General features: G+C 64.6%; 37 protein-coding genes. 23 read left to right on the forward strand and 14 right to left on the reverse strand.

Annotated elements, in window-relative coordinates; all coding sequences use genetic code 11:
* Positions 1-722 (reverse strand): TolB family protein (locus CKY51_RS10985; protein ID WP_152249215.1); only part of this gene is annotated, 722 nt, incomplete at its 3' end.
* A 51-nt stretch (positions 723-773) separates the two neighbouring features.
* On the opposite strand from CKY51_RS10985, the gene aroE reads away from it, so the two are divergent.
* From aroE to CKY51_RS11030, 9 genes are all read left to right on the forward strand, one after another.
* Positions 774-1,625: a shikimate dehydrogenase gene (gene aroE / locus CKY51_RS10990; protein ID WP_022972318.1), complete on the forward strand. Its 852-nt coding sequence runs from the start codon at positions 774-776 to the stop codon at positions 1,623-1,625.
* Entirely contained in the window at positions 1,615-2,007 is a 393-nt protein-coding gene (locus tag CKY51_RS10995) for a hypothetical protein (RefSeq protein ID WP_425479874.1), read from the forward strand. The genes aroE and CKY51_RS10995 overlap by 11 nt, the downstream gene beginning before the upstream one ends.
* Positions 2,004-2,240 (forward strand): hypothetical protein, encoded by a 237-nt coding sequence (locus CKY51_RS11000; protein WP_022972320.1) that lies wholly within the window; start codon positions 2,004-2,006, stop codon positions 2,238-2,240. Before CKY51_RS10995 ends, CKY51_RS11000 begins: the two co-directional genes overlap by 4 nt.
* Positions 2,241-2,323: 83 nt before the next feature.
* Positions 2,324-4,459: an ATP-dependent DNA helicase DinG gene (gene dinG, locus CKY51_RS11005; protein ID WP_031339764.1), complete on the forward strand. Its 2,136-nt coding sequence runs from the start codon at positions 2,324-2,326 to the stop codon at positions 4,457-4,459.
* Positions 4,460-4,745: 286 nt separating this feature from the next.
* Positions 4,746-6,251, forward strand: coding sequence for a catalase KatB (gene katB / locus CKY51_RS11010; protein WP_211904888.1), 1,506 nt, complete (start codon positions 4,746-4,748; stop codon positions 6,249-6,251).
* Between the two features lie 60 nt (positions 6,252-6,311).
* Positions 6,312-6,896 carry an ankyrin repeat domain-containing protein gene (locus CKY51_RS11015; RefSeq protein WP_022972324.1) on the forward strand — a complete coding sequence of 195 codons (585 nt, stop codon included), beginning with the start codon at positions 6,312-6,314 and terminating at the stop codon, positions 6,894-6,896.
* A gap of 388 nt (positions 6,897-7,284) precedes the next feature.
* Entirely contained in the window at positions 7,285-7,509 is a 225-nt protein-coding gene (locus tag CKY51_RS11020; protein WP_022972325.1) for a hypothetical protein, read from the forward strand.
* A 616-nt stretch (positions 7,510-8,125) separates the two neighbouring features.
* Positions 8,126-8,542: a Panacea domain-containing protein gene (locus CKY51_RS22965; RefSeq protein ID WP_170292315.1), complete on the forward strand. Its 417-nt coding sequence runs from the start codon at positions 8,126-8,128 to the stop codon at positions 8,540-8,542.
* Between the two features lie 6 nt (positions 8,543-8,548).
* Positions 8,549-9,067 carry a hypothetical protein gene (locus CKY51_RS11030; protein WP_152249218.1) on the forward strand — a complete coding sequence of 173 codons (519 nt, stop codon included), beginning with the start codon at positions 8,549-8,551 and terminating at the stop codon, positions 9,065-9,067.
* A 33-nt stretch (positions 9,068-9,100) separates the two neighbouring features.
* On the opposite strand, the gene CKY51_RS11035 is transcribed toward CKY51_RS11030, so the two are convergent.
* Positions 9,101-9,310, reverse strand: coding sequence for a hypothetical protein (locus tag CKY51_RS11035; RefSeq protein WP_022970837.1), 210 nt, complete (start codon positions 9,308-9,310; stop codon positions 9,101-9,103).
* A gap of 107 nt (positions 9,311-9,417) precedes the next feature.
* On the reverse strand, positions 9,418-9,696 hold the full coding sequence (locus CKY51_RS11040) for a hypothetical protein (RefSeq protein ID WP_022970838.1): 279 nt from the start codon (positions 9,694-9,696) through the stop codon (positions 9,418-9,420).
* Between the two features lie 32 nt (positions 9,697-9,728).
* On the opposite strand from CKY51_RS11040, the gene CKY51_RS11045 reads away from it, so the two are divergent.
* A complete protein-coding gene (locus tag CKY51_RS11045) occupies positions 9,729-10,436 on the forward strand; it encodes a hypothetical protein (RefSeq protein WP_022970839.1) in 708 nt (235 codons plus the stop codon).
* Positions 10,437-10,468: 32 nt separating this feature from the next.
* Here the strand turns inward: CKY51_RS11045 and CKY51_RS11050 are convergent, their stop codons facing one another.
* The 11 genes from CKY51_RS11050 to CKY51_RS11095 form a co-directional block, all read right to left on the reverse strand.
* Positions 10,469-12,274 carry a DNA cytosine methyltransferase gene (locus tag CKY51_RS11050; protein WP_022970840.1) on the reverse strand — a complete coding sequence of 602 codons (1,806 nt, stop codon included), beginning with the start codon at positions 12,272-12,274 and terminating at the stop codon, positions 10,469-10,471.
* A 53-nt stretch (positions 12,275-12,327) separates the two neighbouring features.
* Positions 12,328-12,813 (reverse strand): hypothetical protein, encoded by a 486-nt coding sequence (locus tag CKY51_RS11055; protein WP_022970841.1) that lies wholly within the window; start codon positions 12,811-12,813, stop codon positions 12,328-12,330.
* A complete protein-coding gene (locus CKY51_RS11060; protein WP_031338437.1) occupies positions 12,810-13,067 on the reverse strand; it encodes a hypothetical protein in 258 nt (85 codons plus the stop codon). Before CKY51_RS11060 ends, CKY51_RS11055 begins: the two co-directional genes overlap by 4 nt.
* An 8-nt stretch (positions 13,068-13,075) precedes the next feature.
* Positions 13,076-13,381, reverse strand: coding sequence for a hypothetical protein (locus tag CKY51_RS11065; RefSeq protein ID WP_238319409.1), 306 nt, complete (start codon positions 13,379-13,381; stop codon positions 13,076-13,078).
* Positions 13,382-13,383: 2 nt separating this feature from the next.
* Entirely contained in the window at positions 13,384-13,626 is a 243-nt protein-coding gene (locus CKY51_RS11070) for a hypothetical protein (protein ID WP_238319411.1), read from the reverse strand.
* Between the two features lies 1 nt (position 13,627).
* Positions 13,628-13,756, reverse strand: a complete 129-nt coding sequence (locus CKY51_RS22825) for a hypothetical protein (protein ID WP_280524698.1) — start codon at positions 13,754-13,756, stop codon at positions 13,628-13,630.
* Complete coding sequence (locus CKY51_RS11075) at positions 13,753-14,070, reverse strand: hypothetical protein (RefSeq protein ID WP_022970844.1); 318 nt, start codon at positions 14,068-14,070, stop codon at positions 13,753-13,755. Before CKY51_RS11075 ends, CKY51_RS22825 begins: the two co-directional genes overlap by 4 nt.
* Position 14,071: 1 nt before the next feature.
* The gene (locus CKY51_RS11080; protein ID WP_022970845.1) at positions 14,072-14,365 is read right to left on the reverse strand and encodes a hypothetical protein; all 294 of its coding nucleotides are present in this window, start codon (positions 14,363-14,365) and stop codon (positions 14,072-14,074) included.
* A complete protein-coding gene (locus CKY51_RS11085; protein ID WP_081641312.1) occupies positions 14,362-14,700 on the reverse strand; it encodes a hypothetical protein in 339 nt (112 codons plus the stop codon). The genes CKY51_RS11080 and CKY51_RS11085 overlap by 4 nt, the downstream gene beginning before the upstream one ends.
* Positions 14,697-14,939: a hypothetical protein gene (locus CKY51_RS11090; protein ID WP_022970846.1), complete on the reverse strand. Its 243-nt coding sequence runs from the start codon at positions 14,937-14,939 to the stop codon at positions 14,697-14,699. Before CKY51_RS11090 ends, CKY51_RS11085 begins: the two co-directional genes overlap by 4 nt.
* 758 nt (positions 14,940-15,697) lie before the next feature.
* Positions 15,698-16,426 (reverse strand): LexA family transcriptional regulator, encoded by a 729-nt coding sequence (locus CKY51_RS11095; RefSeq protein WP_170292316.1) that lies wholly within the window; start codon positions 16,424-16,426, stop codon positions 15,698-15,700.
* A gap of 84 nt (positions 16,427-16,510) precedes the next feature.
* Between CKY51_RS11095 and CKY51_RS11100 the strand changes: the two genes are divergently transcribed.
* The 13 genes from CKY51_RS11100 (at position 16,511) to CKY51_RS11160 (ending at position 25,712) form a co-directional block, all read left to right on the forward strand.
* On the forward strand, positions 16,511-16,723 hold the full coding sequence (locus CKY51_RS11100; RefSeq protein ID WP_038221114.1) for a helix-turn-helix domain-containing protein: 213 nt from the start codon (positions 16,511-16,513) through the stop codon (positions 16,721-16,723).
* A complete protein-coding gene (locus CKY51_RS11105; RefSeq protein WP_022972521.1) occupies positions 16,723-16,947 on the forward strand; it encodes a hypothetical protein in 225 nt (74 codons plus the stop codon). The genes CKY51_RS11100 and CKY51_RS11105 overlap by 1 nt, the downstream gene beginning before the upstream one ends.
* Complete coding sequence (locus tag CKY51_RS11110; protein WP_238319528.1) at positions 16,940-17,272, forward strand: hypothetical protein; 333 nt, start codon at positions 16,940-16,942, stop codon at positions 17,270-17,272. Before CKY51_RS11105 ends, CKY51_RS11110 begins: the two co-directional genes overlap by 8 nt.
* Complete coding sequence (locus tag CKY51_RS11115; RefSeq protein ID WP_152249220.1) at positions 17,269-17,799, forward strand: hypothetical protein; 531 nt, start codon at positions 17,269-17,271, stop codon at positions 17,797-17,799. Before CKY51_RS11110 ends, CKY51_RS11115 begins: the two co-directional genes overlap by 4 nt.
* Before the next feature lies 1 nt (position 17,800).
* A complete protein-coding gene (locus CKY51_RS11120; RefSeq protein ID WP_022972519.1) occupies positions 17,801-18,004 on the forward strand; it encodes a hypothetical protein in 204 nt (67 codons plus the stop codon).
* A complete protein-coding gene (locus tag CKY51_RS11125; protein WP_081641389.1) occupies positions 18,001-18,216 on the forward strand; it encodes a hypothetical protein in 216 nt (71 codons plus the stop codon). The genes CKY51_RS11120 and CKY51_RS11125 overlap by 4 nt, the downstream gene beginning before the upstream one ends.
* On the forward strand, positions 18,213-19,271 hold the full coding sequence (locus CKY51_RS11130) for a DNA primase (protein WP_022972518.1): 1,059 nt from the start codon (positions 18,213-18,215) through the stop codon (positions 19,269-19,271). The genes CKY51_RS11125 and CKY51_RS11130 overlap by 4 nt, the downstream gene beginning before the upstream one ends.
* A 165-nt stretch (positions 19,272-19,436) precedes the next feature.
* Positions 19,437-20,846, forward strand: a complete 1,410-nt coding sequence (locus tag CKY51_RS11140) for a virulence-associated E family protein (RefSeq protein WP_152249221.1) — start codon at positions 19,437-19,439, stop codon at positions 20,844-20,846.
* A gap of 444 nt (positions 20,847-21,290) precedes the next feature.
* The gene (locus tag CKY51_RS11145; protein ID WP_022972515.1) at positions 21,291-21,857 is read left to right on the forward strand and encodes a hypothetical protein; all 567 of its coding nucleotides are present in this window, start codon (positions 21,291-21,293) and stop codon (positions 21,855-21,857) included.
* Entirely contained in the window at positions 21,854-23,944 is a 2,091-nt protein-coding gene (locus CKY51_RS11150) for a terminase gpA endonuclease subunit (protein WP_244952531.1), read from the forward strand. Before CKY51_RS11145 ends, CKY51_RS11150 begins: the two co-directional genes overlap by 4 nt.
* Entirely contained in the window at positions 23,945-24,316 is a 372-nt protein-coding gene (locus CKY51_RS11155) for a hypothetical protein (protein ID WP_022972513.1), read from the forward strand.
* A 37-nt stretch (positions 24,317-24,353) separates the two neighbouring features.
* Positions 24,354-24,800, forward strand: a complete 447-nt coding sequence (locus tag CKY51_RS22580) for a hypothetical protein (protein ID WP_022972512.1) — start codon at positions 24,354-24,356, stop codon at positions 24,798-24,800.
* 192 nt (positions 24,801-24,992) lie between these two features.
* Positions 24,993-25,712, forward strand: a complete 720-nt coding sequence (locus CKY51_RS11160; protein WP_152249222.1) for a hypothetical protein — start codon at positions 24,993-24,995, stop codon at positions 25,710-25,712.
* The last annotated feature ends 1 nt before the right edge of the window (position 25,713 follow it).

Consider the following 25,713-nt stretch of genomic DNA (forward strand, 5'->3'; position numbering starts at 1 on the left):
GACAGCGGCAGCGGCGCGCCCTGCGCATAGTGGCCGTCCTTGCAGGCGGCCAGCAGCAACCGACTGGGGCCGTCGCGCTGGCCACGCGCCCACACCAGTCCACGGCCGTCGCCCAGCCAGGCCGCGTCCAGTTCGTCGTCGGCGCTGTTGACCCCAGGCAGTGGCTGCGGATCGACGAAGCCGCGGCCATCCCAGCGTGCCACCAGCACATCCAGCCCACCGGCACCGCCATGGCCGTCGCTGGCGAACAGCAGGCGGGTGCCATCCAGCGACAGCGTGGGCGCACGCTCCTCGCCACGGCTGTTGACCGCATCTCCCAACGATTGCGCTACGCCCACCTCACCGCTGGCCGAGACCGGTGCCCGGTACAGATCCAGGCCACCACGTCCGCCCGGCCGATCGGAGGCGAACAGCAGCCAGCGCCCGTCGGCGCTGAAGAACGGCGTCGTCTCGGTGGCGGCCGTATTCAACGCCAAGGGTTGCGCGTGCTGCCAGCGGCCCTGCTCCAGGCGGGCCTGCCACAGGTCCCAGCCGCCGGCGCCACCGGCGCGGTCGCTGGCCCAGACGATTCGTTGCCCATCCGGGCTGAGGCTGGCGCGCAGCTCGTTGGCCACGGTGGAGACCACCCCCATGCCTTCGATACCGAATTCGGCCAGACCCGATGCTGACGGGACGAAGAGTAAACTCGCCGCCAGCGCGAGCAGCGGCCATCGGAATGCCATGGGGTGTTCCTGCTTGGGTCGCCCACAGTCTAGTCAACCAGAGAGCGTTTCATGCCCGTATCCCGTTATGCCGTGTTTGGCCATCCCGTCGCCCATTCGCTGTCGCCAACGATCCATGCCGCATTCGGGAAGCAGACCGGCATCGCGCTGGACTACACCGCCATCGATGCGCCGCCGGAGGCCTTCGCCGCCAGCCTGGAGCGCTTTGCCGCCGAGGGCGGCAAGGGTGCCAACGTCACCCTGCCGTTGAAGGAGGCCGCCTGCGCGCTGGCGGCCGAGTTGAGCGACCGCGCCCGTTTGGCCGGTGCAGTGAATACCTTGATCCGCAACGACGGTCGCTGGCAGGGCGACAACACCGACGGGCTCGGTCTGGTGCGCGATCTCACCGATCGCCACGGGCTGGATCTGCGCGGCCGCCGCATGCTGTTGCTGGGCGCCGGCGGCGCCGCCCGCGGCGTGGCGCCGGCCTTGTTGGATGCTGGCATCACCGAAATGGTGGTGGTCAATCGCACGTCCGAGCGTGCCGATGCGCTCTGCGATGCGCTGGGCGAACCTGGCCGGGTGGTGTCGCGCTATATCGAGGACCTGCGCGAGCTGGGCGACTTCGAACTGATCGTCAACGCCACCGCGGCCGGACGCGATCGCGACGCCGGCGCCTTCGCGCTGCCGCTGGGCCTGGTCAACAGCCTGACCGCCGCGGTGGATCTGAACTACGGTCCCACCGCGATCGCCTTCCTGGCCTGGGCGCGCGCGGCCAGCTGTCGGCATGCGCTGGACGGACTGGGCATGTTGGTGGAACAGGCGGCCGAAAGTTTCGCTCTGTGGCATGGCGTGCGTCCGCAAACCGATGCGGTGTACGCCGAGCTGCGCGCGCGCGAGGCCGTGCTGGTCAGTGCCGATTGAAGGCGCGCCGATGCTGACGCCCGCGCTGCTGTTGAGTCTGGTGGTCGGCCTGCTGTCGCGCGTGCCGATGTTGATCGCGGTGATCCTGGGGCTGGTGCTGGTCTGGCGCGCCCCGCGCGGCAGCCCGCGGCGCAGCAGCCTGATCGCGCTGTGGCTGCTGTTCGGCTGCGTGCTGGGCGAAGTCGTCCTGCAGGTGATCCCGTTGATGCTGATGGAGCACGGCGACCTGCGCCACCTCGCGGCGGTGGTCGGCGTCTTGCGGCTGGTGCTGACCAGCATCCAGGCGATCGGCGTGGGCATGCTCGCCTGGACGCTGGCGCTCTGCCTGCGGCGCCTGCCACCACAAGCGGATGTGCCGACCGCGCCGGATGAGCGGCGATGATCCCGCTCAAGCCGATCTTCATGGCCGTGCTCGGGGTGGTGTGTACGGTGCAGGGGGGCTGGACCCTGTTGCATCCGCAGCAGCTGGCCACGGTCAATCGCGCCGGACTGCTGTATGCGCGCTTCGGCCCTGCCGGTGTCGGCGTGGGCATGCTCGCGGTGGGCCTGGTCATGCTGGTGATCGGCATCGCCTGGGCGCGTTGGGCCTGGCCGCGGGCACGCACGCGCCGCTGATCGCGGTCACCGCCACCGCGTCGGTTCAGTTGCGGCCCTGCGGTCGTCGCAGCGGCTGCGCCGATGCGTGCGAAAATAGGGGGATGAGTGACGTCACCCCTCCGGCCGTGCCCTCGGCGACGGCTTCGCCCCAGCGCCTGCTGACCGAAACGACCAAGGCCGCCATCCGCGACGCCTACGCCAAGTTGCAGGCCAACACGCCGGGCTTCACCACCCGGCGTGCGCAGAGCCAGATGATCGGCGTGGTCTCGCGTGCATTGGCCACCTCCGGTGGCATAGGCGTGGCCGAAGCGCCGACCGGGGTGGGCAAGAGCCTGGGCTATCTCACCGCTGGCGTGCCGATCGCCCTGGCCAGCAAAAAGAAGCTGGTGATCAGCACCGGCACCGTGGCCTTGCAGTCGCAGCTGGTCGAGCGCGATATCCCTGCCTTCCTCAAGGCCACCGGCCTGGAGGCCACGGTCGCCCTGGCCAAGGGCCGCACCCGCTACCTGTGCACGCGCAATGCCGCCGAACTGCAGGGCGAGGCCAGCCAGGACAGCATGTTCGACGACGAGCAGGTACTGTACGACCGCCCGCTGAGCCCGGCCGATGCCGACATCGCCAAGCGCTTGGCCACCGCCTACACCGAGCGCCGCTGGAACGGCGATCTGGACGATGCCCCCGAGCAGGTATCGGTGCCGCTGCGCCTGCGCATCACCACCCCCGCCTCCGGCTGCGCAGGGCGGCGCTGCAGCTACGCCGCCCAGTGTCCGGTGCTGAAGGCGCGCACCGATGTGCGCGAAGCGCAGATCGTGGTGACCAACCATGCTTTGCTGCTGTCCACGCTGTCGCTGGGCGATGCCGAGAACGGCCAGCCCCTGATCGCCCCGCCGGGCGATATGTTGCTGGTGCTCGACGAGGGCCATCACATCGCTGGCGTGGCGATCGACCAGGGCGCGGCCACCCTGCCGTTGGACGAGATGGCCAAGCGCACCGGCCGTCTGCAGATGTTGATCGCCGCCGCCTACCGCGCCGCCGACAAGGACAAGATCGGCATGTTGTTGCCGAACGAAGCGATCGAGTTGGCCGCACGCGTGTCCAAGCTCCTCAAGGCGTTTCATGCCGAGGTCGAACGCATGTGGACGCCGGAGCCGGGCGAGCGCGATCCGCTGTGGCGCGCGCCCAACGGCAAGTTGCCGCCGCAATGGGCGCCGGCGATCGAAGAACTGGGCGAGGAGACGCGCGCGCTGTTCAACTGGGTGCATGCAGCGCACGGCGTGGTCGCCAAGGGCAAGCAGGAAGACCCGGCGCGTGAGCGCCTGCAGCGCAGCCTCGGGCTGGCGCTGGAGATGACCGAACAGCAGCACAATCTGTGGAGCGGCTGGCGCCGCGAAGACAAGGACGGCCAGCCGCCGATGGCGCGCTGGATCACGCTCTCGCGCGATGGCGACCTGATCTGTCACTGCTCGCCGGTATCGGCGGCGCAGGTCCTGCGTACGATGGTATGGAACGAAGTGGATTCGGTGGTGATGACCTCGGCCACCTTGACCGGTGGCGGGGATTTTCAGTCGTTCGCCATCGACAACGGCCTGCCCGATCATGCCGAGATGGTGTCGCTGTCGTCGCCGTTTGACCTGCCCAACCAGGCCGAGCTGATCGTGCCCAATTTCCCGGTGACCCCGGACGATCGCGACGGTCATCCCAAGGAAGTCGCCAGGTATCTGGTGCGCGAACTGGATTGGACGGCCAAGGGCAGCATCGTGCTGTTCACCTCGCGCTGGAAGATGGAGAAGGTGGCCGACCTGCTGCCGCTGGCGCAGCGCAATCGCGTGTTGGTGCAGGGCGAGGGCAACAAGTCGCAACTGATCACCGAGCACCTGCGTCGCATCGCCGCCGGCGAAGGCTCGGTGCTGTTCGGACTCAATTCGTTCGGCGAGGGCCTGGACCTGCCGGGCGAGGCCTGCACGACGGTGGTGATCACCCAGGTGCCATTTGCCGTGCCGACCGATCCGCAGACCTCGACCCTGAGCGAGTGGTTGGAAAGCCGCGGACACAACGCCTTCAACCTGATCGCCATTCCGCACGCCCTGCGGACCTTGACCCAGTTCGCCGGTCGGTTGATCCGTAGTTCCAACGACCACGGCCGGGTGATCATTCTCGACTCGCGCCTGCTCACCCGTCGCTACGGCAAGCGCATCATCGACGCGTTGCCGCCGTTCAAGCGGGTGATCGGGCGCTGATCGCAGCGTGCAGTGTCGGTGCGTCGCATGCGCTGCGCTGCGGGATCGGGCAGCGTCGACGTGCAGGCGGCATCGACGTTGCGACACCGTCGTTCGATGCCTGGTGGACGAGATGCAACGGAAGTGCAGTGCAGCGCATGCTGCTTCGGCGACTCCAATCACGCAACTCGCGATCATCGCGCTTGCCTATCGCTGCGATCGTAATTAACAACTTCCCTGCGTGATAGTCGCTGGTGATGATTCAGCTCCCTCAACACGAGCTGACGCCATGCGCCCCGGATCCTTCATGGTGCTAGCCCTGCTAGCCCCGACCCTGTTCGCTCCCCCAGCCTTCGCCCAGGCCGCGCTGACCCGCGACAACGGTGCCAAGGTCGGCGATAACCAGAACTCGCAGACGGCCGGTGCAACCGGGCCGACCTTGCTGCAGGACGTCCAGTTGATCCAGAAGCTGCAACGCTTCGATCGCGAGCGCATTCCCGAACGCGTGGTACATGCGCGCGGTACCGGGGCCAAAGGCGAGTTCACGGCCACTGCCGACATCTCCAGCCTGAGCAAGGCGGCGGTGTTCCGGCCCGGCGAGAAAACGCCGGTGTTCGTGCGCTTCTCCTCGGTGGTGCACGGCAACCATTCGCCCGAAACGCTGCGCGACCCGCACGGTTTCGCGACCAAGTTCTATACCAGCGAAGGTAATTGGGATCTGGTCGGCAACAACTTCCCGACCTTCTTCATCCGCGATGCGATCAAGTTCCCCGACATGGTCCACGCCTTCAAGCCGGACCCACGGACCAATCTCGACGACGATTCGCGACGCTTCGATTTCTTCTCGCACGTGCCCGAAAGCACCCGCACGCTGACGCTGCTGTATTCCAACGAAGGCACACCGGCTGGCTACCGCTTCATGGACGGCAATGGCGTGCACGCCTACAAGCTGGTCAATGCCCAGGGCGAGGTGCATTACGTCAAGTTCCACTGGAAGAGTCTGCAGGGCATCAAGAACCTCGATCCCAAGCAGGTCGCCATGGTTCAGGGCAAGGACTACAGCCATCTGACCAACGACCTGGTCGGTGCGATCAAGCAGGGCGACTATCCGAAGTGGGATCTGTACATCCAGGTGCTCAAGCCGGAGGAACTGGCCAAGTTCGACTTCGATCCGCTCGACGCCACCAAGATCTGGCCGGACGTACCCGAGCAGAAGATCGGCCAGCTGGTGCTCAACAAGAACGTGGACAACTTCTTCCAGGAAACCGAGCAGGTGGCGATGGCGCCGGCCAATCTGGTGCCGGGCATCGAACCGTCGGAGGACCGACTGCTGCAGGGGCGCATCTTCTCCTACGCCGACACCCAGCTCTATCGCGTCGGCACCAACGGCCTGAGCCTGCCGGTCAACCGTCCGCGCGTGGCCGTCAACAACGGCAATCAGGACGGTGAAGCCAATAGCGGGCACACCACCAGCGGCGTGAACTATGAGCCGAGCCGGTTGGAGCTCCGTCCGCAGGACAGCAGTGCGCGCTACAGCCAGTTACCGCTGTCCGGGACCACCCAGCAGGCCAAGATCACCCGTGAGCAGAACTTCAAACAGGCCGGCGATCTATATCGCTCCTACAGCAAGAAAGACCGCGCCGACCTGGTGCAGAGCTTCGGCGAGTCGCTGGCCAACACCGATACCGAGAGCAAGCACCTGATGCTGTCGTTCCTGTACAAGGCCGATCCGGAGTACGGCACCGGCGTGACCCGGGTCGCCAAGGGCGATCTGGCGCGCGTCAAGCAGCTGGCTTCCACCCTGCAGGACTGATCGCACCACGGCACCGCAGCCACGGGCTGCGGTGCCGTCCGTATCGCGAGGGAGAACATCATGCGCCTTCTTTCCCTGTTGTTACTCGTTCTGCTGTCGGTCTCGGCCTCTGCCGCCACGCCGCCACCGACAGCGCACGCCAGCAATGCGACCGCGCCGGCGACCGCTGACCCGGTGCAGATCAAGCAGCAACTGCAGCAATACTTCTTCGATGCCGCACGTGAGGGCCGCCAGGACATGCTGGCGGAATTCATCCGCGCCCACTACGACCTCAACACGCGCGACGACAAGGGCTATACCGCGCTGATCCTGGCCGCCTATCACGGCCAGGCTCCGGCGGTGGAGCAGTTGCTCGCGGCGGGCGCCGACCCCTGCGCGCAGGACAAGCGCGGCAACACCGCTTTGATGGGCGCGATCTTCAAGGGCGAGCTGGCGATCGCCAAGCGGCTGATGCAGGCCGATTGCGCGCCCGACCAACGTAACAACGCTGGCCAGACCGCGGCGATGTACGCGGCATTGTTCCAGCGCACCGAGGTGCTCAAGGCACTGGCATCCAAGGGCGCCGACCTCAGCCTCAAGGACGCTCAGGGCAATGAAGTGAGCCGGCTGCAACGGGGCGAGTTCGCCAGCGCACCGGCTCAGTAAGTGGGGCAGCCTGACCGCCGGGCCTGTGCGCAACGATCGTACAGGTGGCGATGCCTGGGCCGCCGTGGTGCCGCAGCGCGCCGTCGACACCGTGCCAGCGCATCGCGCCGCCCACCAACCTGCGTTGCCCCTGGCGCCCATCCGAAGGCGAACAGTGCTGTCGATTTTCCGCCGCGTCGCGCGCTGGATTTCCGTCGGCAGACGGTGCTGCAAGGGCTCGGCGCCGGCATTTTTTCGCGCGCGAATCGTCTGCGCGCCAAGGCTTTGACAGATAACTGAGCAGACGCTGACTTGCCAAAAAGGCCGCTAAAAAAAGCCCCATCAAACCATTCAAGAAGTCGCCGGAACCGCCGATGCTGCGTCTATCGCACATTGGAACCCCCGGACCATGAAGCTCGATCCCGCCATCCCGTTCCTGGTCTCGTTGCTGGCGATGGTGCTCTGCACCGCGGCGGCGGGGGTTGCCCTGGTCTTCGGCCAGTTGCATGTCTTGGCCATGTCTTGGAGCTTCTACACGGTGATGGGCACGGCCCTGATCACCCTGGTGGCGTCCTACCATGCGCTCGGCAAGCCGCTGACCGCCGAAGAGCGCGTCGCCAGCCGCAGCCACTGAGCTCGCGAGAGCGCTGAAGCACCAGGCGCCTTGCCATGTTCCACCTGCCGCTCGATCTTCTCGGGCGGCAGACCCGCCTGCCGGATCGGCCGACGCGCCAGTCGCGCAGTCGCGTGCGCGCCGTCGCCAGCCAACCGCCTGTCGCGGTCCAGCCCGAGCGTCCAGCGCCGCAGCCAGCGCCCAAGCCCTCTGCAACAGCCTTCCTGCGGTATGACGCCGCCGCACCGCCAGTCGCATTCAGTGCCTGCCGTGTAAGCTACTGATCCTGCTCTGCATTCCTCAGGCCGCCACTGCGGCCGTCCGAGTCGATGACCGTTTCCGCCGATCGCTACGCTGCCTCCCTGCGCCTGTCCGTCGCCCCGATGATGGATTGGACGGATAGCTATCGAAATCAATGATTTGGCGCCTAACTGGTACAGGGCAGGTGCAAATTAGTTGGTTCGACCGCTTTTTGTCTCGCACCCCATGAGACAGGGTTGTGTAATAGTCTCACCCGCTCAGATCCTCGCCATAGCGACCCTCTTGGTCAGAGCCTAATTTCATGCCATATTCGTCTGCCAGCGTTGCGAACTACTTTTTAGAGCGTGCCTCTCATGAGGGACGGGCTCTCACGCCTATGCAGCTCCTGAAGCTGGTGTACATAGCCCACGGTTGGCATTTGGGCTACACCGGGCAAGCGCTCATAGCTGAGGAAGTTCAGGCGTGGCGGCACGGCCCTGTGATCAAGGAGCTTTACGATCGAATCCGCCATTACGGTAGTAGTGCCGTACGCGGACTTGTTGCTCCCAATGCGTTCGGGGGAATGCCTCAGGCTGTGGGAGGTGAAGTCGTACCGCTGTTGGATGGCGTATGGAAGAGCTATTCCCGCTTTAGTGGAATTGAGCTTTCGGAGATGACTCATCGGCCAGATACGCCTTGGTCTGTGGCTTGGCATCTGCTTGGTGGTAAGGGAACGAAGTTTGCTCCGATCAGTAACGATCTCATTCGCGACCACTACCAAGGTAAGATCCGAGAAGCCCAGCAGAGAGGCTAAGGCTCAATGAGCGGAGCGAAAGGAGGCACCGGAGAGTTTCCAGAGATGGAGGCGTCGGCTCAAGAAGCTGCCGATGATTTTAGGGTAAATCCTCCGGTGACGCCTGAAAGTGCTGGCGGATCCTCCCCTGCTGGGGCGCTAGCGGAAGAGTATGAGAAGCAGATAGATCTGAATCATAAAGCGCATCGACAGATGCGCTGGACTGCTTTTATTTGCTTAGGCGGATTGATCGCTCTTTTCCTCTTTGTTTTGCTTCTTACTCTTGTTGAACTGCTTGATAGAACCTTTCTGCTAAAGCTAGTTGAGCAGGGGAAAGAGCTTAACTGGCATATTCTCGTATTTGGTGGGGTTGTTGTTGCTGTTTTTGCCGTAGTGCCATTATCTCTGGCAATGGCGCTGGTAAAGATGATCAGTCTAAGTCAGCACTCCGATGCTGGCGGCGATTATAAAACCCCCACGACGGAGCTAGGGAAAATAGTCTTGGAGCTCATCAAGTCGGTAGCTAAGGCTGCGAAAAGCAGTTAAGCTAATATCCTGTGGCATGCAATGCTCTCTTAGTTATTTTCTCTGTTGATCCCACCACTGCGCCACGTCTCGCACATCTAGTACCCCATTCACTGGCCGCGGCGCGTCACCGCGCGCGATCCAGTTCTGCAGCGTCTTCATGGTCAGCTTGGGCATGAACTCGGTCCGAAATTGCTCGACGTTCATTGTCGGCCCGTAGTGGCCATACAGCAGCCAGAACGTTGAGTGTTCAGCGGCTCCCATTGCAGGCCTCCATCTTCTTAAAGTCGATGGCCCACAAGTGGGGGCCGTTCCAATCGCCGCCGGTGCAGAATGAATGGTGTACGGTATGAGGTTCGGCAGGCGTGAGGTCACGCATGGGATTGCTCCTTGTCGATCGCCGCGAAGCGCTGCGGCATCTGGGTGAGGTCTGGGCGCTGGCCGTTGCGCCAGGCGGTCTGGTAGTTGCGGCCGAATTGCTCACGCAGCTGGTCGTTCTCGCGCGCTTCCGGTGAGAGCTGTGCGCGGCGCAGTCCGCGGACACACTCGTAGCGTTGCAGGCGCGCGACGTCGGTGATCCGGAGCGGCATGTTGACGAGGTCCTGCTGCAGGATGGTGTCTAGGGCGCGGCCAAGGAAGGCGATTGTCATGACAGAATCGCATCCTGACTCAGGGAAACGACATGGACTGGTGGAACGGCTTCTCTCAGTGCGCGCTGCCCAACGCGAACTGCATCGTCAATTGGTCGGCATGGGCCACCATAGCCAGCGTTGGCATCGGCGTGCTGGCTTGGGTGACATCCCGCAACGCCGTAAAAATCGCGAGGCAGCAATACGTCTCCGCACTCCAGCTGCGTGAGGACACTGCCCGCATTCTGGTTCGCCTCCTCATGAACGAGGTGAGTTCGCTGCCCGCCCGAGTGGCGATGACGACTAGATACTTGAACAGCGCAGTTTGGTGGGCAGCAGAACGGAGGCCTCACCATGTCATCGTGCAGGCGCGAGCCTTCGAGGCGCTGATCGCCGAATGCCAGATGCCGATGCTTCCGACTGCAGAGCAGGTGCAAGAGCGCATCCACAATTTGCCCGACCACTTCGGTGCGGACCTGGCCACCATCGTGGGCATGAGCCGCACGCTGAATGATTCTGCTCGGCGGATATCCGGAAGACTGGCGCCAATTGCGCCGATCCCTGGTAACTTTGCATCCGGAATGGCATACAACGGCAACTCGAAAGATTTCGAGGTTCTTCGCGACCATCTCGCGTTGCTCTTCGATATGAGCAAGCAGTACGCAAATGAATTCCGAGCACTGGTCAACGAAGGGCCGCTCGACTTTTCGACGGAAGTATTTCGTACTGACGCCCAAGCTGTCGGTACGCAACAAACCTAGCTTCCCGGGATGTTTCGAGGTCTGCGGGGTGCTCATGCGGCCGCCTGCAGCGGCAGCGGCTTCGTGTCGAGGTTGGCCCGCGCCAGCGCGAACAGCGGCGGCGGGCTGACGCTGTTGCCGACCATGCGGATCGCCTGGGTGCGTGTGATGCGGCGGCCGTCGGCGGTGCGGTCGATGATGTAGCGGGGTGGGAACCCCTGCGCATTGAACAGTTCGCGCTCGAACAGCATCCGATACAGGATATCGATGCGATAGCCGATCACCACCGGCTCGCCGAGCGCCATATCGCCGCCGCGCGCCGTCGTGATGGTTCGCAGCTGGTCGTCGCTGAGGCGTACGCCGGCGGCACTGCTATTGCACGTGCTCACGACGACCGGTTCGACCAGCCCAAATCGGGCCTTCGTCGTGACGGTCGGCAAAGGGTGGCTACTGGGCTTGCCGGTCAAGCCGCTGCCGCCGCCGTAGTACGGCGCGATGATGGGCTCGAACAGCTGCGGCCGAGCGCAGCCGGGGCGGGCTTGGTTACCGGCTCCGCCAGTGGTGATCGTCGCCATGGGGGCGCACACCGGCTTCGCCTTGGACGAGCCTTGCGTCCCCATCAGCACGGGCTGCAGAGCCGGTTCGATCAGGTTGCCGGCGCCGCCAGTCAAGATCGTCGGCAGCGGCTCGTCGACTGGACGTGCACTGCGGCCTCCCTCGCTTGCGTTGCGGTGCAGGATCATCGGGCGGATGAAGTGGGGCGCCGCGTCGTTACCACCAGTGGTGATCGTCGGGACCTGGGCGGAGAACGGCTTAGCCGCGCCGCCGCTGCCGGTGGCCATCACCAGCCCTGCGCGATGACCCATGCGCTGCGCGATGTCCTCGGCCTCTTCCAGCGTGATGTCTAGGCGCGGCTCGCGGCCTTCGCGTAGGGCCGCCAGCGCGTCCAGATACGGCTGCGGCCAGTGGCCGCGCTTTGCACCGTCCAGAAGCCGCCGAATGGTGTTGGGGCGCAGAGGACGGCGGCGGTTGAAGATGCTGGTCCCTAGGACGTTCCAGTCGATGGCGTCTGCCGCAGCCCGCTTCGCGGTTGCCGCGCCGTTGCGATGGCTCGGCACCGGCCACTGAAGCGGAAGGCCGTCGCGTCGCGCCAGCAGGAATAGCCGCTCACGGTCGGTGCCTGCGCCGAAATCGCTGGCGTCCAGCTTCCGCCAGTCCACGAAGTAGCCATGCCCGCGCAACGCCGCCACGAACTGTCGCCAGGTGCGGCCGGCGTGGCGCTTGTCCGGGACCAGCAACTGCTGCTCTACGGGGACGCGCTCGCCCTTGGCGGCGACGGTGCCGTCCATCTTCAGCACGCGGCCGGTCACCTTGTCGCGCTTTGCGATCAGAGGTCCCCAGGTGAGGATCTGCCAGACGTTCTCCAGCGACAGGATGCGCGGGGCGGTGTGCGTGCCGTTACGCTCGTCTGCGCGGCGCAGCTGGCCGACCCACTTCAGCACCACCCACGAGAGCGCGCGCGTCTTGCGGCTGCGGGGCTGGCCGCCTTTGGCCTGGCTGAAGTGCGTGCAGTCCGGGCTGGCATGGAACCAGCCGATCGGCCGGCCGGCGACGTCCTTGCGCGGATCGGCGTGCCAGATGTCCTCGCGGTGGTGAATCGTCAGCGGATGGTTGGCCGCGTGCATGCCGATCGCCCACTCGTCGTGGTTGTAGGCCAATGCAGGGTCGACGCCCAGCGCCTGCTTGAGCGCTTCACTTGCACCGCCGCCGCCGGCGAACAGATCGACCACGATCTCGCCTGGGCGCAGGCACGATACCTGCGGAGCGGGGAAGTTGAAGGAGTGCGAGCCGTCAGCCATGGGGGCGTGTGTCCTGGGGATGGTGTGAAAAGCGCTTGCGTGCGCGGAGCCACTCAAACCTGAGCAATGCCGCTCATGGATTGGCGGTAACCAGCAGCGCGGCGAACCGGGGTGTTGCCAAGCACCTTGATGCGGCCGCCATTGGCTTCGAATTCGGCAATTTCTTGCGAAATGCGTGCGCTCTCGTTCGCTTTCTTCTGCGCAGGACTCAAGGCAACTACCGCATGCGCAGGCACGGTGTGGGACGCGGTGACCGTGGGCGTAGTGCGGCGCGCCGTGTTTTCGGCCGCGGATGTCATGGTCTTGGCCACCTTGATGCGTGTGGCCGGTGTCAGATGCCAGCGTGTGCCGTTTGTATCCGGCGTACGGCTAACCAGGCCTGTGCCGCGCATAGCATTCAATGCACGGGTGATCTGTGAGCGGCTGCATTCGGGGGCTGCGCTCGCCTGCAGATCGGCACTGGTCGCGCCGCCCTTGGCATCGAATAGCCCAGTGCGCAGCCGTGCGGCCAGCCCTTTCGTTTGCATGCCGCTGCTCATGCCGCACCTGCCTGCGCCAGCGGTGCGATGAGCTGCTGCGCCTGAGCAATGCCGCGCGGATTGAGCGTGATGGTGCTGGGGAAGTCGCGCTGATCGAAGTCCGCTAGATTGCTCTCCTCCAGCCAGTTGATGGCGCGGCGTGTGAAAGCGCGGCCGGCGGCCCCGCGGAATCCTTCGCTGGTGCGGCGAAGGGTGTGGTCTGGTGTTTGGTAAGCGGCGAGCAGCGCTTCGCGCACGATGGGCTTGAGGGGCATACGGAGTCCTAGGCGGCGCGGGCCGCGGTGGTGATGGTGGCCATGGCCTCTTCGCGGGCACGGCCGATGAGCGAGAGCGGCACGCGGTGCAAGCCCGCCGGGTCGGTCCAGCGGTTCTCCACAAGCGAGCGCAGATGGGTGGGGCGGGTGGCCACGCCACAGCGGGCACATTGGATGTGGAACATCACGCGCACCGGCGTGCCTAGCCGCGTGTGCAGGCGCAGGGGCGCGCCATGCGTTTCCACCCACTGGGGGTGGTGACCGACTTGGCAGCCGGGGATGCTTGGATGCAGCGGGGTGGAAATCTGGCGCATGGTCAGGCCTCCTGCGGGTGCAAGTCGGTGTTGCCGGTGAGCAAGCCGGGGATGGGGTGCGGCGCGTCTTCCACGCCGGAGTGAAGCGCGGTAAGGCAGTCGTCAGCCTCGGCATTGCAGGCATGGGCGATGCCGGACCAGAACGCTGCGAGCTGTGCCTCGCCGCGCAGCCGGGCCTGCGCTGCCTGGGTATAGGCGTGGCGATGCGCAGCGAATGCGACGCTGATCCGGAGGGCCAGGGGCACGTCAGCGTCCATCTGCAATGACTTCCGCGTACTCGGTGTGTGCTTGCGCAAGCTCAAGAATGCGGTGGGGCACTGCGTAGCAGAAAAGCAGCGCCACGAGCCACCACGCAATGCGCATACGGCGGCTCATGGCTGCACCTGACGCACGCGGCGGCCGGCTAGATCCAGCCACCGAACGGCGGCGCGCAGCGCGGTGGCGGACATGCGGTAGCGGCCCGCGCCAATCTGCAGCTCCGTAGGGCGTGCCACCAGCTGGCTGGAGAACCCCACAGAGACCTCCTGCGCGGTGCGGCTGTACTCGCTGGCGTACAGGCCGGCCCATACGTGGCCACGGCCGAACTGAGCGCTTTCAGGACTCACCTGCAGGCACAGCAGCTGCCCCCGGTGACCGGTGGCGAAGTCGGCGCACTGCAGCGCCGTTGCACGTGGTGAGTTAGTGCCCATCTCAGCACACCTCGCGCACGGCGGTGTCGTGCGCCAGCAGCCACGCGGTGATGGCCGGGCGCGTGTCATCCCCCACGGGGATGGCGGTGTTGCCGAACACCATGCAGTTCGCCGGCACGTTGCTGACCTGGTCGCGATCGCATCGCTTGAGACTGTAGTGCCCGTTGTCGTTGTTGGCGATCGCGGGGCAGAGCACCGCAAGCACGGTTTCGCCCACGACGGGGATTTGCAGGCGAACACCACGGCCGACACGAAACCGGGCTGTCGAGTGTTTGGAGTCGGTGGCCAAGCTCATGCGGATCGCTCTGCCACAAGGCTATGGCTGGCAGGCTCTTGGTCCGCGCCGGTTGCCCATGTTTTCAGTCGATTCCACGACGTAGGCGGCAGCTCAATGCAGCTATGCATCAACCACAAGATGTGGCGCACCTCATCAAGGCTCGATGTGACCTCGAAGCGAGGCGGCGCATCGTCACTACCGACGATCACAACCAGCTGGATTGGCGCGTTGCGCGGCGCTTGGCAGTAGATTTCTGCCATCCAGTACCGCGACCCTGTCGCCGAGTTGCGCCGAGTGGACAGGACAGCTGTGGTTTTTCCGTAACAGGGCACTTCCAGGCGCAGATCGCTCATGCCCGCAGCTCCTGCGCGAGGTCACGGCTGGCTGCCTCTTCGTGCTTCCCGGCCACGGCAATTCGATCATGCCGCGCCAGGTGATAGCGGCGGGGGCGCGAGTGGCCCCGCCGGCGCAGGTCTTCGGCGTGCGCGTGGTCTGCGGCACTGCAGGCCGTCAGGCAGCGGCGCGCTGCCGGCGCACTGCACAGCGTCTCGCCATGCGGCTCGGTGGTGAGGTGGTCTGCGGTGTGAGACATGGCGCTCTCTCCGGGAAGGGAGGGCGCCAGCGGGTCAGTCAGGCCAGGGGAGGGGCCTGCTACCGGGCAGAGGGGAAGACTGGCCGGCAGGAACGACCCGCCGGTCGCCCGTCAGCTGTTGAGCTGACGAGGACATTTATGCACAAACGAATAGGAAGATCAATACCAAAACGAATTGGTTAGCGCATCGGTTACGTCATTGCGCGCACGACTCCCGCCACCTCGTCGCGAATTCTCGTCGGGCTTCCTCTCTGCTGGAGCCGTCGAATGTAGCGCTACCTGTGGTCCCGCGTGTACGAAACGTGACAATCACCCGCTCGTTAACAACAGAGCGGGATCCGTCATGTTGAAGTGCACCCAAGGTTGCGTTGCCGCAGACGTGTGTAAATTCACCAGCGACGCGTGACTGTATTGAAGAGGGATCAAGTGCCAAGTCAGCTTCGGCAGGCACCTGTCTGTTAAGTATGTCCAAAGCGATCTTTGTGGGATTGTCGCGTGTGTTATCGGGCGAACCACTTGCCGCTAGGACTGCAAGAATCACGCCCATGATGAGCATGGCGATAATGATTGCCCATTGCCCTCGTGTATCAATCTTCTGTGGTGCAGGCGTTGTAACTGTAGGGGGCAGTGACGTCGCAGGCTGGGGTGCAAGTGCTGGGTCGCAGCAGTGAGGGCATGAGATAGCTTTATCGCTGACAAATTTTCCGCAGTCCATGCACGAGTGCAGACTCATATCGATCTCCTGTCGCCGTAAAGGATCAGAGTCCGCCCCGTCCGCTTCTGTCGATCACCCTCCCAACTAAGTAGACGTTGGACACGTCGTCAGCGCTCAAAATCTCATCGGGGTATAACGCTTTGTCGGGGTTGTCACTGACCACGCGAAGACGGCCATCGGAGGTTTTGAAAAGGCGCTTTATCTTCACGTCTGGCTCTACTCCACCCGTCGTGAAGACGTAAACCTTGCCATCAACAATGGCCCTGTTATCCGCGAGGTTGACCGCAATTCGATCGCCATCAAAAAGCGTTCTTTCCATGCTATCTCCTGTTACGCGCATCACTCTCACGTTTTCTGGTTTTGCTCCAACGTGTTGGAACCAGGAGAGCTGATACGACATTCGATAGCGGGTTTCTACGAATTCTGGGGCGCGTAGCCCGGTGCCAGCAGATACGAGAACATCAACCTCGGCGACTAGCACTTCGCGGTCAGGGTCCAGGCCGTCTTCGCCGTCTACAGCTTTGACTCGGTAAGCGGCCATTGGCTCGCGGGCACTATTGTTCTGAGCGGGGGTGCCGGTGCGCAGTTCTTCTACGGAGGTGCCGAAATAGTCGGCCAACGGCCGCAACGTGCCGTCGCGCGGATCCGCGACCCGCCCGCTGAGGACGCGATGGATGGTGGGCTGGGGCACGCCTGTGTTCCGCGAGAGCTGATTCTCGCTGAGCTTCTCGACGTCCATCAGCCGGCGGATGTTTTCTGCCAGTCGATTCATATCCGAATTGTCCGGGGAGATAAGTCGGCGGCATAGATCGGTTCCGTATTGCATGACCTATTCGTTTGTGTATAGGATGGCGCCATGAACGAATCCAACCCCACTCAGGCAGTTCTCCAACTCGTCCGGGCAGGCTGGTCCGAATCGCGGATCGCCAAGGAGGTCGGCACCTCTCAACCGACCATCCACCGGGTAAAGCACGGTCAAAAATCGGTCGCATTCGATATTGGCGTGGCACTCATTCGCTTAGCTGAGTCACACGGTGGCCCCGCTGTCGGCACGCAGGAGGTGGCCTGATGTCCCGCCATGTCACGCCGTTGGATGACGCCCTGGGCGCGGGCGAGCTCGCCACGTTGGTAGGCCTGCCGCTTTACAACAACGGCGACATCGCCGACCTGTGCCTGACCTCCGACGAATGGGCAGCGCTCACGGAGCGCCGCCGACGGGTGGGCTGGCCGCTCAATTTTCCTGAGCCGGCTGAGGGTGCCATTTCGAATGCAGGGGCTTGCAGCCATGCGTAAGCCAAGCCAGGAACTGGTGCTAGATCTTGTGCGGCGGCGTTGGGATCGTGGCGTCCGGTCGTCTTTGTCTTCAGCCATTCCGGGATTGATCCGCGCCGCCGCAGCCACGGTCTTGACATTGGTTGGCTTGGTCGCATTTTGCGCTGGGTTGCTCGGCAAGAAAGAACACAGCGACAACATCACCGATGCCCGTATGGACGTCGTAGCGCCGCAAGGCAGTAAAGCGCAGGAGTGGGGTGGTGGTGTACATGACGCACATGGTGCGTCTGCCGGCCAGGCCGCCACCACGATGAAATGCTCAGCGTTTCAGGGTGGCGCGCAATGACGTGCCAACGGTCAGACATCTACTGGCGCGACGCTCTGTACAACGCGGTATCGCAGATGCCGGGGAACGTGCGCGCAGCCGCCGCATATCTGACAGGGCGGCGTGGCAAGACCATCACTGCGGAATCGCTGCGCAAGAAGTTGCGAGGCTTAGAGGGCGAATCACTGTCGATGGAGATGGCAGAGATGCTCACCGAGTGGATGCAGGAGCTAAGCGCCGGGCGGGCTCAGGCCACATGCTGGATTCAATCGTTGGGTGCTCAATTCGAACTGGCGATGGACTTCGTGCCACCTGCACCGGACAACGGCTGGCCGGATGAGGTGGCCGCAATGCAAGCCAAACTGCTGCATGTTGCCAAGCACGCGGGGCGGTTGTCTGGCGTTGCGCTTGAAGCGCTGGACGATGCGCACCTGTCGCTGCAGGAAGCCGACCTGATGGTCGATGAGCTGCAGGCGATCCGCACGATGTGCCACCGCCTGGAGCGCAACGTGCGCCGGGCTGCAGCCAAGGGCTGCAAGGGTGCATGACATGACGACCGACGGTGCATCACGCATCCGCCGCACCTTGAGCCCAGCCGCGCAGCAGCACGTGGCCGAAGCGTTGCGCCTGCTCTACAGCGATGCACCTGGCTTGGCCGGCGATGACGTACTTGCCGAGCGCGAGCGGTTGCGCGCGCAAGACGAGGGGCATAGCAATCCGCAGGCGACCTTGCCGCTGGAAGCCCGGTCATGAGCGTGAGCCGTTGCATCACCAAAGCACTGGACATTGCCAAGGCACCGCGTCAGCAGTGGAAAGCGTCGGTCGATGCGCTGCCCGAGCAGTGCCAGCACACGAGCATTTGCACAGGCGGCATCGGCTGCCGTGCGCGCATTGCTGATTACCTGCGCGTGCAGTACCGAGCGCAGGCCCGGCGCGAGCAGTTGAAAGGGAGAGGGGCACGATGACGCAGACCAAGATCGATGTGGAGCAGTTGAAGGCCACAGTGGACCTGGTGGCCGTGGTGGAGCGCTATGTGCAATTGCGCCGCACCGGCAAGGAGTTTACCGGCCTGTGCCCGTTCCATAACGAGTCTTCCCCATCGTTCACCGTGATCCCCGCCAAGGGCTTCGTGCACTGCTTCGGCTGCGGCGCGCACCATGACGTGATCGGCTTTTTGATGGCGATTACCGGTTGCGACTTTCATGAGGCGTGCGTGCAGCTGGGCGCGCAAGACTTTCGCCAGGCATGCGACGACGTGCGAGTGGAGATCGAGTCGCCGCTGGATGTGGCATGGGTGCCGTTGATGCCGGTACCGGACGATGCGCCGGACCTGATGGCGAGCAGTGGGTGGACAGTGCCGATCTGGAATCCCAAGCGCGGACGGTTGCGGCGTATGCGCGTAGTGCGCGCCGATGCATACCGCGACAGCGAAGGCAGGCTGCTGGGGTATGTGTTGCGCGCCGAATTCGCAGACCGCCAGACGCGCAAGGTGAAGAAGTGGACGCCGCAGGTGACGTGGTGCGTTGGACCGGACGGCAAGCGGCAGTGGTGCATCCAGCACTTCCCGACACCGCGCCCGATCTGCGGACTGGACGCGCTGGCGGCCAAGCCGCACGCCGATGTTTTGTTGGTCGAGGGCGAAAAATGCCGCGCGGCTGGCGCTGGCGCGTGGGAGCGGTATGCGGTCGCATCGTGGCCGGGCGGCAGCAATGCTGTGCCCAAGACCGACTGGCGCCCGTTGGCAGGACGCAATGTGGTGCTATGGCCAGATGCCGACGCCGCTGGCCGCAAGGCGATGCTGGGCTGGCGTAACGATGCCGGGCACTACATTCCTGGCCTTGCGCAGCTGGCCATACGCGCGGGCGCACACAGCGTGCGGCTGATCGATACCGATGGCATGCCCGATGGTTGGGACATCGCCGATGCATTGGAGCGCGATGGCTGGACGCCACGGCAGCTGTCGGCCTGGGCGGCAGGGCGAGTGATCGAAGTCAACGTGGTGCCGGGCCGTGCGCAATGACACCAAGCAGTGCGACTTGTGGCGCGATCGGCAGCCCACCGCCGCCGATTGGCGCGCGTCGGCTGAGGCAGCGCTGCGCAACCCATACGAAACGCCGGCGCGCTGCCAACGCCGGCACGACTACTGCCTGCAGCAGGCACAACGCTGCGAAGAGGGCGAGCGGGGATGACATTGACCAAGCGTAAGGCGCTCACCGTCGTGGACGGTGGGCTGGGCACTGCGCCACCGGGCGGCGGGGATCACAACCCGGATGCGTGGAAGGCGCAGCTAACGTACAACCGCGACCGCAACGTTGAAGGCACGCTGCACAACCTGATCTTGATCATGGAGCACGACGAGCGCCTGGCTGGGCTCTGGTGGCTGAATGATTCGAGCAACCAAGTAAAGCTGGAGCGCGACCCGCCGTGGCGTGGTGGTAGCCGCGAGGAATTCATCGACTCCGATGCGTATGAGCTTGCGGCGTGGCTGCAGCACCCGGACCGGTATGCAATGAAGTGCAGCGACGAGCTGGTGCTCAAGTCGGTGATTGCGGTCGCTCGGCGTTACCGGCGCCATCCCATCCGCGAGTTCTTGACCGGCCTGCAATGGGACGGCGAAGAGCGCGTGGAAAGCATGCTGGTGAACCTGTTCGGCGCGGCCGATTCGGCCTACAGCCGGCGCGCAGCGCAATGTTTCATGGTGAGCGCCGTGGCGCGTGTGCTGTGGTTCGACACCAAGCAGCCCTCAGTCGGCGCGCAGGTGGACTTCATGCTGGTGCTGGAGGGCGAGCAAGGCAAGCGTAAATCGAGCGCACTGCGCGCAATCTTCGGTAGCCAGTGGTTTGTGGAGACCAGCGAATCGCCCAGCGGTAAGGATTTCTACCAGGTCATCCAGGGCGCGTGGGGCGTGGAGATCGGCGAGATGGACAGCTTCTCCAAAGCCGATGTCACCAGCGTCAAGACCGCGATCACCCGGCGCGTGGACAAGTTCAGAGCGCCCTACGAGCGCGTACCACGCTCCTATCGGCGTGAGTGCGTGTTTGCCGGCACAACCAACGAGCACCAGTACCTGCGCGACCCCACCGGTGGCCGGCGCTTCTTGCCGGTGCGCACCGATGGCGAGGTGCGCATCGATGCGATCAGCGCGCAGCGCGAGCAGCTGTGGGCCGAGGCTGTGCACATGTTCGACGCCGGGTTCGAGTGGTGGCAGCTGCCGGCCGAGGCAGCTGAGGAGCAGGCGGCGCGCTACGTGGGCGACAGCTGGGAGGGACGGGTGGAGAAGTGGCTGGATGGCCGCATGGCCGAGGACCGCTACCCGGCGCGCTTGAAGTTCTCGGCCGCCAAGGTGGATTGGGCCACCACCGACGAGATCCTGGTCCACGCCATTGGGCTAGACCCTGGCAAGCACGGCAAACCTGAGCAAATGCGCGTGGCCGCGATTCTCAAGACGTTGGGCTGGGAGAACCATCGACGGCGATGGCCAGACGGCGGACGTGAGCCACGATGGTTTCGTGCTGGCCTGACGGTGGACGAGTGGCTGGCCGGCGCCAGCCGAGAGCAGGCGAGCCAGGAGGCGGCAGATGCACCGGACTTCTGACCAGACCTCGCCACCAACGTCCACACCTGTCCACAGCTGTGTCCAGACCTCCCGCCTACTGCGGCAAGGCCGTCCACACCGTCCACACCTTTCGCGCGCGCCTACGTACATGACCTATTTTCACCATCAATCAAAAACTCTCAACAGGTATGGACAGTGTGGACAGTCTGGACACCTCAATGATTCCAAGGGCTGCGGCCGTCCAAACCTTGCGACCGAGGTGCGGACGGTGTGGACGTGCCCGCGTGGCTCCGTGTTCCACGGGAATCGCCGGGCAGACTGGCAGGAGCAGCTATCAGCAACCGCGACCGTAGCGGCCGACGTGGCGGGCGCGACCGTGGCGCGGGTCCTCCCGGGCCTTGGCCGTCTGCGGGTAATTCGGACCCCACATTTCGCGCATCTTCCGTTCCGGACTTTGGTTCCGTTCGGAACACAGGTGGTCGTATGAGTTCCGAAACCATGACTGCCACCGAGTACGCCAGCCACCGCGGCTGCAGCGATTCGTACATTCGTCGCATGCGCCGGTCCGGCAAGCTGGTGATGCATGCCGATGGCAAGCGGATCGTGGTGGCGGCAAGCGATGCGCTGCTGGATGACATTACCGACCCGCTGCGTGGCGGCGATCGCACCGCTGGCGCCAACAGCCGGCTGGACGTGCCCACCGCCCGTGCGCTGCCGAGCGATGTGCCCAGCGTGCAGGAAGCGGTGCGCCGCGAAAGGCTGGCGCGGGCACGGTTGGCAGAACTGGAGCTTGGCGAAGAGGCGCGCGAGCTGACGCGCACGAAGGGGGTGGAGCGTGCGGTGTTCACCTTGGTGCGCCAAGCGCTCAACAGCATGATGAATCTGCCGGGCCGCCTGCGCGCCAAGTTGGCGGCCGAGAGCGATCCGCGTGCGATCGAGGCGATGCTTGACGCAGAGGTGCGCCGGATCGCCCAGACGATGCAGAAGGAAGCACGGCAGCTGCTGGCACCGCCTGCGCCATCCAATGACGCCGCCGAGGACGACGCATGACGCTGGATCTCAATGCGTTTGATGTGGAGCTGGCGGACCCTGCAGAGATCGTCTGCGACGCCTGGGAGCGCGCCTGGGAGTTGCCGCCGATCCAGACGGTGAGCGAGTGGGCCGATGCCAACCGCATCATCGCCAAGGGTTCCGGTGCCGAGCCCGGCCCATGGCGCACCAGCCGCAACCCGATCCTGCGCGAGATCATGGATTGCCTGAGCGACCACTCGCCGGTGCGGCTGGTGGACTTCATGAAGTCCGCACAGATCGGCGCTACCGAGATCGGCATCAACTGGACCGGTTATGTGATCGACCGCGGTGCCGATTCGATGATCGTGGCGCAACCCGTGAAGGACCTGGCGCGCAGCTGGGCCGCGTCGAAGTTCGACCCGGCGGTGATGGAAATGCCCGAGCTGCTATCCAAGCTCAACACCGACAACATGCTGGAGAAGCATTTCCCCGGCGGTACCTTGTGGGTGATCTGGAGCAACTCGGCCAAGCAGCTGCGCCAGCGCACCGCGCGCTACATCTTCATGGACGAGGTGGACGAATACCCAAAAGACATCGGCGGACAGGGACCGGCCGACCAGCAGCTGGAAGCGCGCGCCATGTCGTATGGCGACCGTGCGAAGATCTACCGTGCCTGCACCCCGACGATTGCCGGCGCCAGCGCAATCGAGGCCGGCCACCTGGCCGGCGACCAGCGCGTCTACATGGTGCAGTGCCCGCATTGCGGCAGCGAGCAGACGCTGGACGTTGAACGGCTGCAGCCGGATGGCACCTTCGCCTGCGTGGCGAGCGGTTGCGTGATCGAGGAGCACCACAAGGACCTGATGTTCGCCGAGCGCGGGCATGGCGGCACGGCGTACTGGAATCCAACCAATCCCGATGCCGACCCTTACCACCGCAGCTACCACGCGTGGGCAGCGTACGCGCCGCTGGGCCTTGGGCCGTCTTGGAAGGACCTGGCCGATGCTAAGGCTGAGGCCGACCGCGACCCGAACAAGGCGGCGGGCTTCCACAACTTAAAGCTCGGTTTGCCTTACGCCGGGGAGCGGCAGGAGCAGGATGCCGACGAGGTAGCCAAGCTGGGCGAGCCTGGCGTGCACCGTGGCATCGTGCCGTTGGGCGGCTTGATACTGACGGCGGGCGTGGACTTCCAGCATGACCGCGCCGAGATCCAGGTAATCGCCACTGGCCGCGGCCAGCGCCGCTGGGTGGTGGATTACGCGGTCATCGAACTCGATCCCACCATCCTCGACACCTACACCCAACTCGACGAGTACCTGGTCGGCACCTGGAAGACCGCGCGTGGAATGGATATGCCGATCACAGCCGTTGCGCTGGATGGCGGCAACTGGACTGAGAGCGTCGCGCAGTTCGTGAAGTCGCTGGTCAACCAGTCCGGCCAGGCGCGCATCATCCAGACGCCGCGTGGCTACATCAAACAGACGGTCTACCTGATCCGTGGCCGAAATGAGCGCAAAAACGAACGCGCCGTCTACCGTCCGCTGAAGACAGAGGTCAACGCGAGGGACAAGACCATCGCGCGCACTGTGGGTGTGTGGGGTGTAGGCACGTCGGTGCTCAAGCACATGGTGTATGGGTGGCTGAGCGCGGAAGTGACCGCCAAGGAGAAGGCAGAGGCGGAAGGCCAGGCCGAAGACATCGCCGCCCGCATGCTGCGCTTTCCTGGCGGACGCGGTGACGAGATTTCGGACCCGATCAATCCAGATCCCGGTGCGCTGCTACCCGCCTACTACAAGGGCCTCACCGTCGAGTTCTACGACAAGGAATCCGGTTACTGGATCAAGCCCAAGGGTGCCCGCAATGAGCCGCTCGACACGCTGGTGTACGCCGTCTGGTCGTCGCTCGCGCCGGCGGTGAAGGCCGACGTGGTGCGCGACTCGCAGTGGGAGGCGCTGGAGCAGCAGTATCAGCCAGCAGCGCCGGGGCTATTCAACATGCCTACGGATGATTCTCGTGAAACATCTGCAATGGTGGCGCCTGCGCCTACTCCGGCGGATTCCCGTGAAACATTCCCTGTCCAAGTTCCGCGCTTCCGTCGTGGTCTGCGCAGCTCGGGGGTGCGCTGAGTGCGGGCAGATACCCCCCTCAACCAGCAGCTGCGTAGCTGGGCCATCGCCGTGGCGGGCGACCAGGTGCTACGCACCACAGCCACGGGCACCGAGCGCGTTGATGTATTTAGCGACATCGCCCAGCTCGCGGCAGACGCAATGCGTGTTGAGTCCATCGTGCAGTGCATGGAACAAACCGGCCGCTGGAAGGAAGCCCGTGTGTTGCGCACCGAATACTGCATGGCGAGCCTGAGCGAGGCTGACCGGCTCGCGCGCATGGCCCGCCTCGGGCTCAAGATCAGCCGTGCGAGCTACTACGCCTATCTGGCGTCGGCGCATGCGTTCGTGGCTGGGGCGCTTTCGTTTGCAGCGTCGAGCGAGGTTGCCTGATGACTCCGCTCACCGCCCGCGTGCATGCCCCGGTTTCGTGCACAGTCGCGCCGGCACCTACGGCCTGGAGGGCGCCAAGCCGGCCGAGCCGCCGGTGCCCACAATGCCGCCGGCCCCGCAGCACCGCGCCGACGTGCTGGTATGCAGTAGCTTCGCGGCGCTGGTGCGTTGCGGCCACGCCCTGCGCATGAGTCGCGCCCGCGCAGTCACTGCGGCCAACGCCGCCACGCTGCGGGCCACCGACGTGAACCTGGTGCACGAGCTGGCTGCGGAGGATCTCGCGGTTGAGGTCGGGATGCCGGCGCTGTTGGGCGGCGAGGCAAAGGAATTTCGCGGATACAGCGACATGATCGCCTGGTTGCAAGGCCGCGAGAAAGTCAACACTGTGCCAAGCGCTTGCCGAGCTCGGCGTCCACGCCACCGATCGTGGCATCCGAGTCCGCGTCGACCTTCTCCTGCCCCGCCGCGGCTGGCAACTCGTTGAGCGGCGGCGCAACGGCGTCAAGCAACGCTTCTACCAGTGCGCCGGCTGGCTGCCAGACTACATGACGGGCCAGCGCTGCGGTGTGTGCAGTTGACGCGCGCGCATGGCAATATCGCCAGCATGCGCGGGCGATATTGCCCGCCGGTGACGCCGGGGGATCGGAAAATGGCGGGTACGCCGAGATGGACCTACATGCTGCGCATTCCGGGCGCCAGCCCGGCCACGCTGCCAATGGACAAGCTGGCCGACTACCTCAAAGAGTTCGCTGAGCTGCTGGGCTTGGAGAACAAGCCGGTGTTCGTGGGCATCAAGAATGCCAGCATCGGCTTGAAGGGCAAGGTTTCGGCGCGCCGGAGGGAAAGCGTGTGGAGACGCGTTCAGGAAGCAAAGTACAGGCCCACCAGCCGGCCAGCGCGGCACCTGAAAGCTCTCCAAACTTACATGGGTCGGGACGGCTTCCGTGAGGCCGAACTTAAGGATAATGAGGGCAAGGTGCTCTGCCTGTTCCGCTCGGAGGAGCAGATTCCCATGCAAGCCATGACCGTCAAAAAGCACGGCGCCGTTGACGGCATCGTGACCGGCCTCAAGGGGGCTGATGACACCATGCACCTCTACGTGCGCGACCAGATGAGCCGTGATCACAACCTTGTGGTGCGCGATGAAGCGCTCGCGCGTGAACTGTTGCGGCATTTCCGTAGTGGCATGGTGCGGCTGCGCGTCCATGGCAGCTGGCAACGCACTGAAGATGGCTGGGTGCCGGAGAGCGGCAAGTGCGTGGTGGATAGCTATGACCAGCTCGATGAAACGCCGCTGGTCGAAGTGATGGCAGGCCTTGCCGCCATTCCTGGCAATGGGTGGGCTGAGGCGGATGACCCAATGGCGGTGTGGCGCGAGCTCCGGGGGATCCATTGAG

Source organism: Xanthomonas maliensis (genome assembly GCF_009192945.1).
GTDB classification, from domain to species: Bacteria; Pseudomonadota; Gammaproteobacteria; order Xanthomonadales; family Xanthomonadaceae; genus Xanthomonas; species Xanthomonas maliensis.

Bases quoted from the DNA above. Each gene is read 5' to 3' on its own strand.
- CKY51_RS22965 (WP_170292315.1), top strand. From the start codon at position 8,126: ATGCAGCTCCTGAAGCTGGTGTACATAGCCCACGGTTGGCATTTGGGC.
- CKY51_RS11125 (WP_081641389.1), top strand. From the start codon at position 18,001: ATGAGCGTGAGCCGTTGCATCACCAAAGCACTGGACATTGCCAAGGCA.
- CKY51_RS11060 (WP_031338437.1), bottom strand. From the start codon at position 13,067: ATGCCCCTCAAGCCCATCGTGCGCGAAGCGCTGCTCGCCGCTTACCAA.
- CKY51_RS11085 (WP_081641312.1), bottom strand. From the start codon at position 14,700: ATGAGCGATCTGCGCCTGGAAGTGCCCTGTTACGGAAAAACCACAGCT.
- CKY51_RS11030 (WP_152249218.1), top strand. From the start codon at position 8,549: ATGAGCGGAGCGAAAGGAGGCACCGGAGAGTTTCCAGAGATGGAGGCG.
- CKY51_RS11130 (WP_022972518.1), top strand. From the start codon at position 18,213: ATGACGCAGACCAAGATCGATGTGGAGCAGTTGAAGGCCACAGTGGAC.
- CKY51_RS11065 (WP_238319409.1), bottom strand. From the start codon at position 13,381: ATGCGCCAGATTTCCACCCCGCTGCATCCAAGCATCCCCGGCTGCCAA.
- CKY51_RS11055 (WP_022970841.1), bottom strand. From the start codon at position 12,813: ATGAGCAGCGGCATGCAAACGAAAGGGCTGGCCGCACGGCTGCGCACT.
- CKY51_RS11035 (WP_022970837.1), bottom strand. From the start codon at position 9,310: ATGGGAGCCGCTGAACACTCAACGTTCTGGCTGCTGTATGGCCACTAC.
- CKY51_RS11140 (WP_152249221.1), top strand. From the start codon at position 19,437: ATGACATTGACCAAGCGTAAGGCGCTCACCGTCGTGGACGGTGGGCTG.
- CKY51_RS11115 (WP_152249220.1), top strand. From the start codon at position 17,269: ATGACGTGCCAACGGTCAGACATCTACTGGCGCGACGCTCTGTACAAC.
- CKY51_RS11095 (WP_170292316.1), bottom strand. From the start codon at position 16,426: ATGAATCGACTGGCAGAAAACATCCGCCGGCTGATGGACGTCGAGAAG.
- CKY51_RS11000 (WP_022972320.1), top strand. From the start codon at position 2,004: ATGATCCCGCTCAAGCCGATCTTCATGGCCGTGCTCGGGGTGGTGTGT.
- CKY51_RS11020 (WP_022972325.1), top strand. From the start codon at position 7,285: ATGAAGCTCGATCCCGCCATCCCGTTCCTGGTCTCGTTGCTGGCGATG.
- aroE (WP_022972318.1), top strand. From the start codon at position 774: ATGCCCGTATCCCGTTATGCCGTGTTTGGCCATCCCGTCGCCCATTCG.
- CKY51_RS22825 (WP_280524698.1), bottom strand. From the start codon at position 13,756: ATGAGCCGCCGTATGCGCATTGCGTGGTGGCTCGTGGCGCTGCTTTTC.
- CKY51_RS11015 (WP_022972324.1), top strand. From the start codon at position 6,312: ATGCGCCTTCTTTCCCTGTTGTTACTCGTTCTGCTGTCGGTCTCGGCC.
- CKY51_RS11040 (WP_022970838.1), bottom strand. From the start codon at position 9,696: ATGACAATCGCCTTCCTTGGCCGCGCCCTAGACACCATCCTGCAGCAG.
- CKY51_RS11100 (WP_038221114.1), top strand. From the start codon at position 16,511: ATGAACGAATCCAACCCCACTCAGGCAGTTCTCCAACTCGTCCGGGCA.
- CKY51_RS11090 (WP_022970846.1), bottom strand. From the start codon at position 14,939: ATGTCTCACACCGCAGACCACCTCACCACCGAGCCGCATGGCGAGACG.
- CKY51_RS11050 (WP_022970840.1), bottom strand. From the start codon at position 12,274: ATGGCTGACGGCTCGCACTCCTTCAACTTCCCCGCTCCGCAGGTATCG.
- CKY51_RS11105 (WP_022972521.1), top strand. From the start codon at position 16,723: ATGTCCCGCCATGTCACGCCGTTGGATGACGCCCTGGGCGCGGGCGAG.
- CKY51_RS11145 (WP_022972515.1), top strand. From the start codon at position 21,291: ATGAGTTCCGAAACCATGACTGCCACCGAGTACGCCAGCCACCGCGGC.
- CKY51_RS11160 (WP_152249222.1), top strand. From the start codon at position 24,993: ATGCTGCGCATTCCGGGCGCCAGCCCGGCCACGCTGCCAATGGACAAG.
- CKY51_RS11075 (WP_022970844.1), bottom strand. From the start codon at position 14,070: ATGGGCACTAACTCACCACGTGCAACGGCGCTGCAGTGCGCCGACTTC.
- CKY51_RS11080 (WP_022970845.1), bottom strand. From the start codon at position 14,365: ATGAGCTTGGCCACCGACTCCAAACACTCGACAGCCCGGTTTCGTGTC.
- katB (WP_211904888.1), top strand. From the start codon at position 4,746: ATGGTGCTAGCCCTGCTAGCCCCGACCCTGTTCGCTCCCCCAGCCTTC.
- dinG (WP_031339764.1), top strand. From the start codon at position 2,324: ATGAGTGACGTCACCCCTCCGGCCGTGCCCTCGGCGACGGCTTCGCCC.
- CKY51_RS11045 (WP_022970839.1), top strand. From the start codon at position 9,729: ATGGACTGGTGGAACGGCTTCTCTCAGTGCGCGCTGCCCAACGCGAAC.
- CKY51_RS11150 (WP_244952531.1), top strand. From the start codon at position 21,854: ATGACGCTGGATCTCAATGCGTTTGATGTGGAGCTGGCGGACCCTGCA.
- CKY51_RS11120 (WP_022972519.1), top strand. From the start codon at position 17,801: ATGACGACCGACGGTGCATCACGCATCCGCCGCACCTTGAGCCCAGCC.
- CKY51_RS11110 (WP_238319528.1), top strand. From the start codon at position 16,940: ATGCGTAAGCCAAGCCAGGAACTGGTGCTAGATCTTGTGCGGCGGCGT.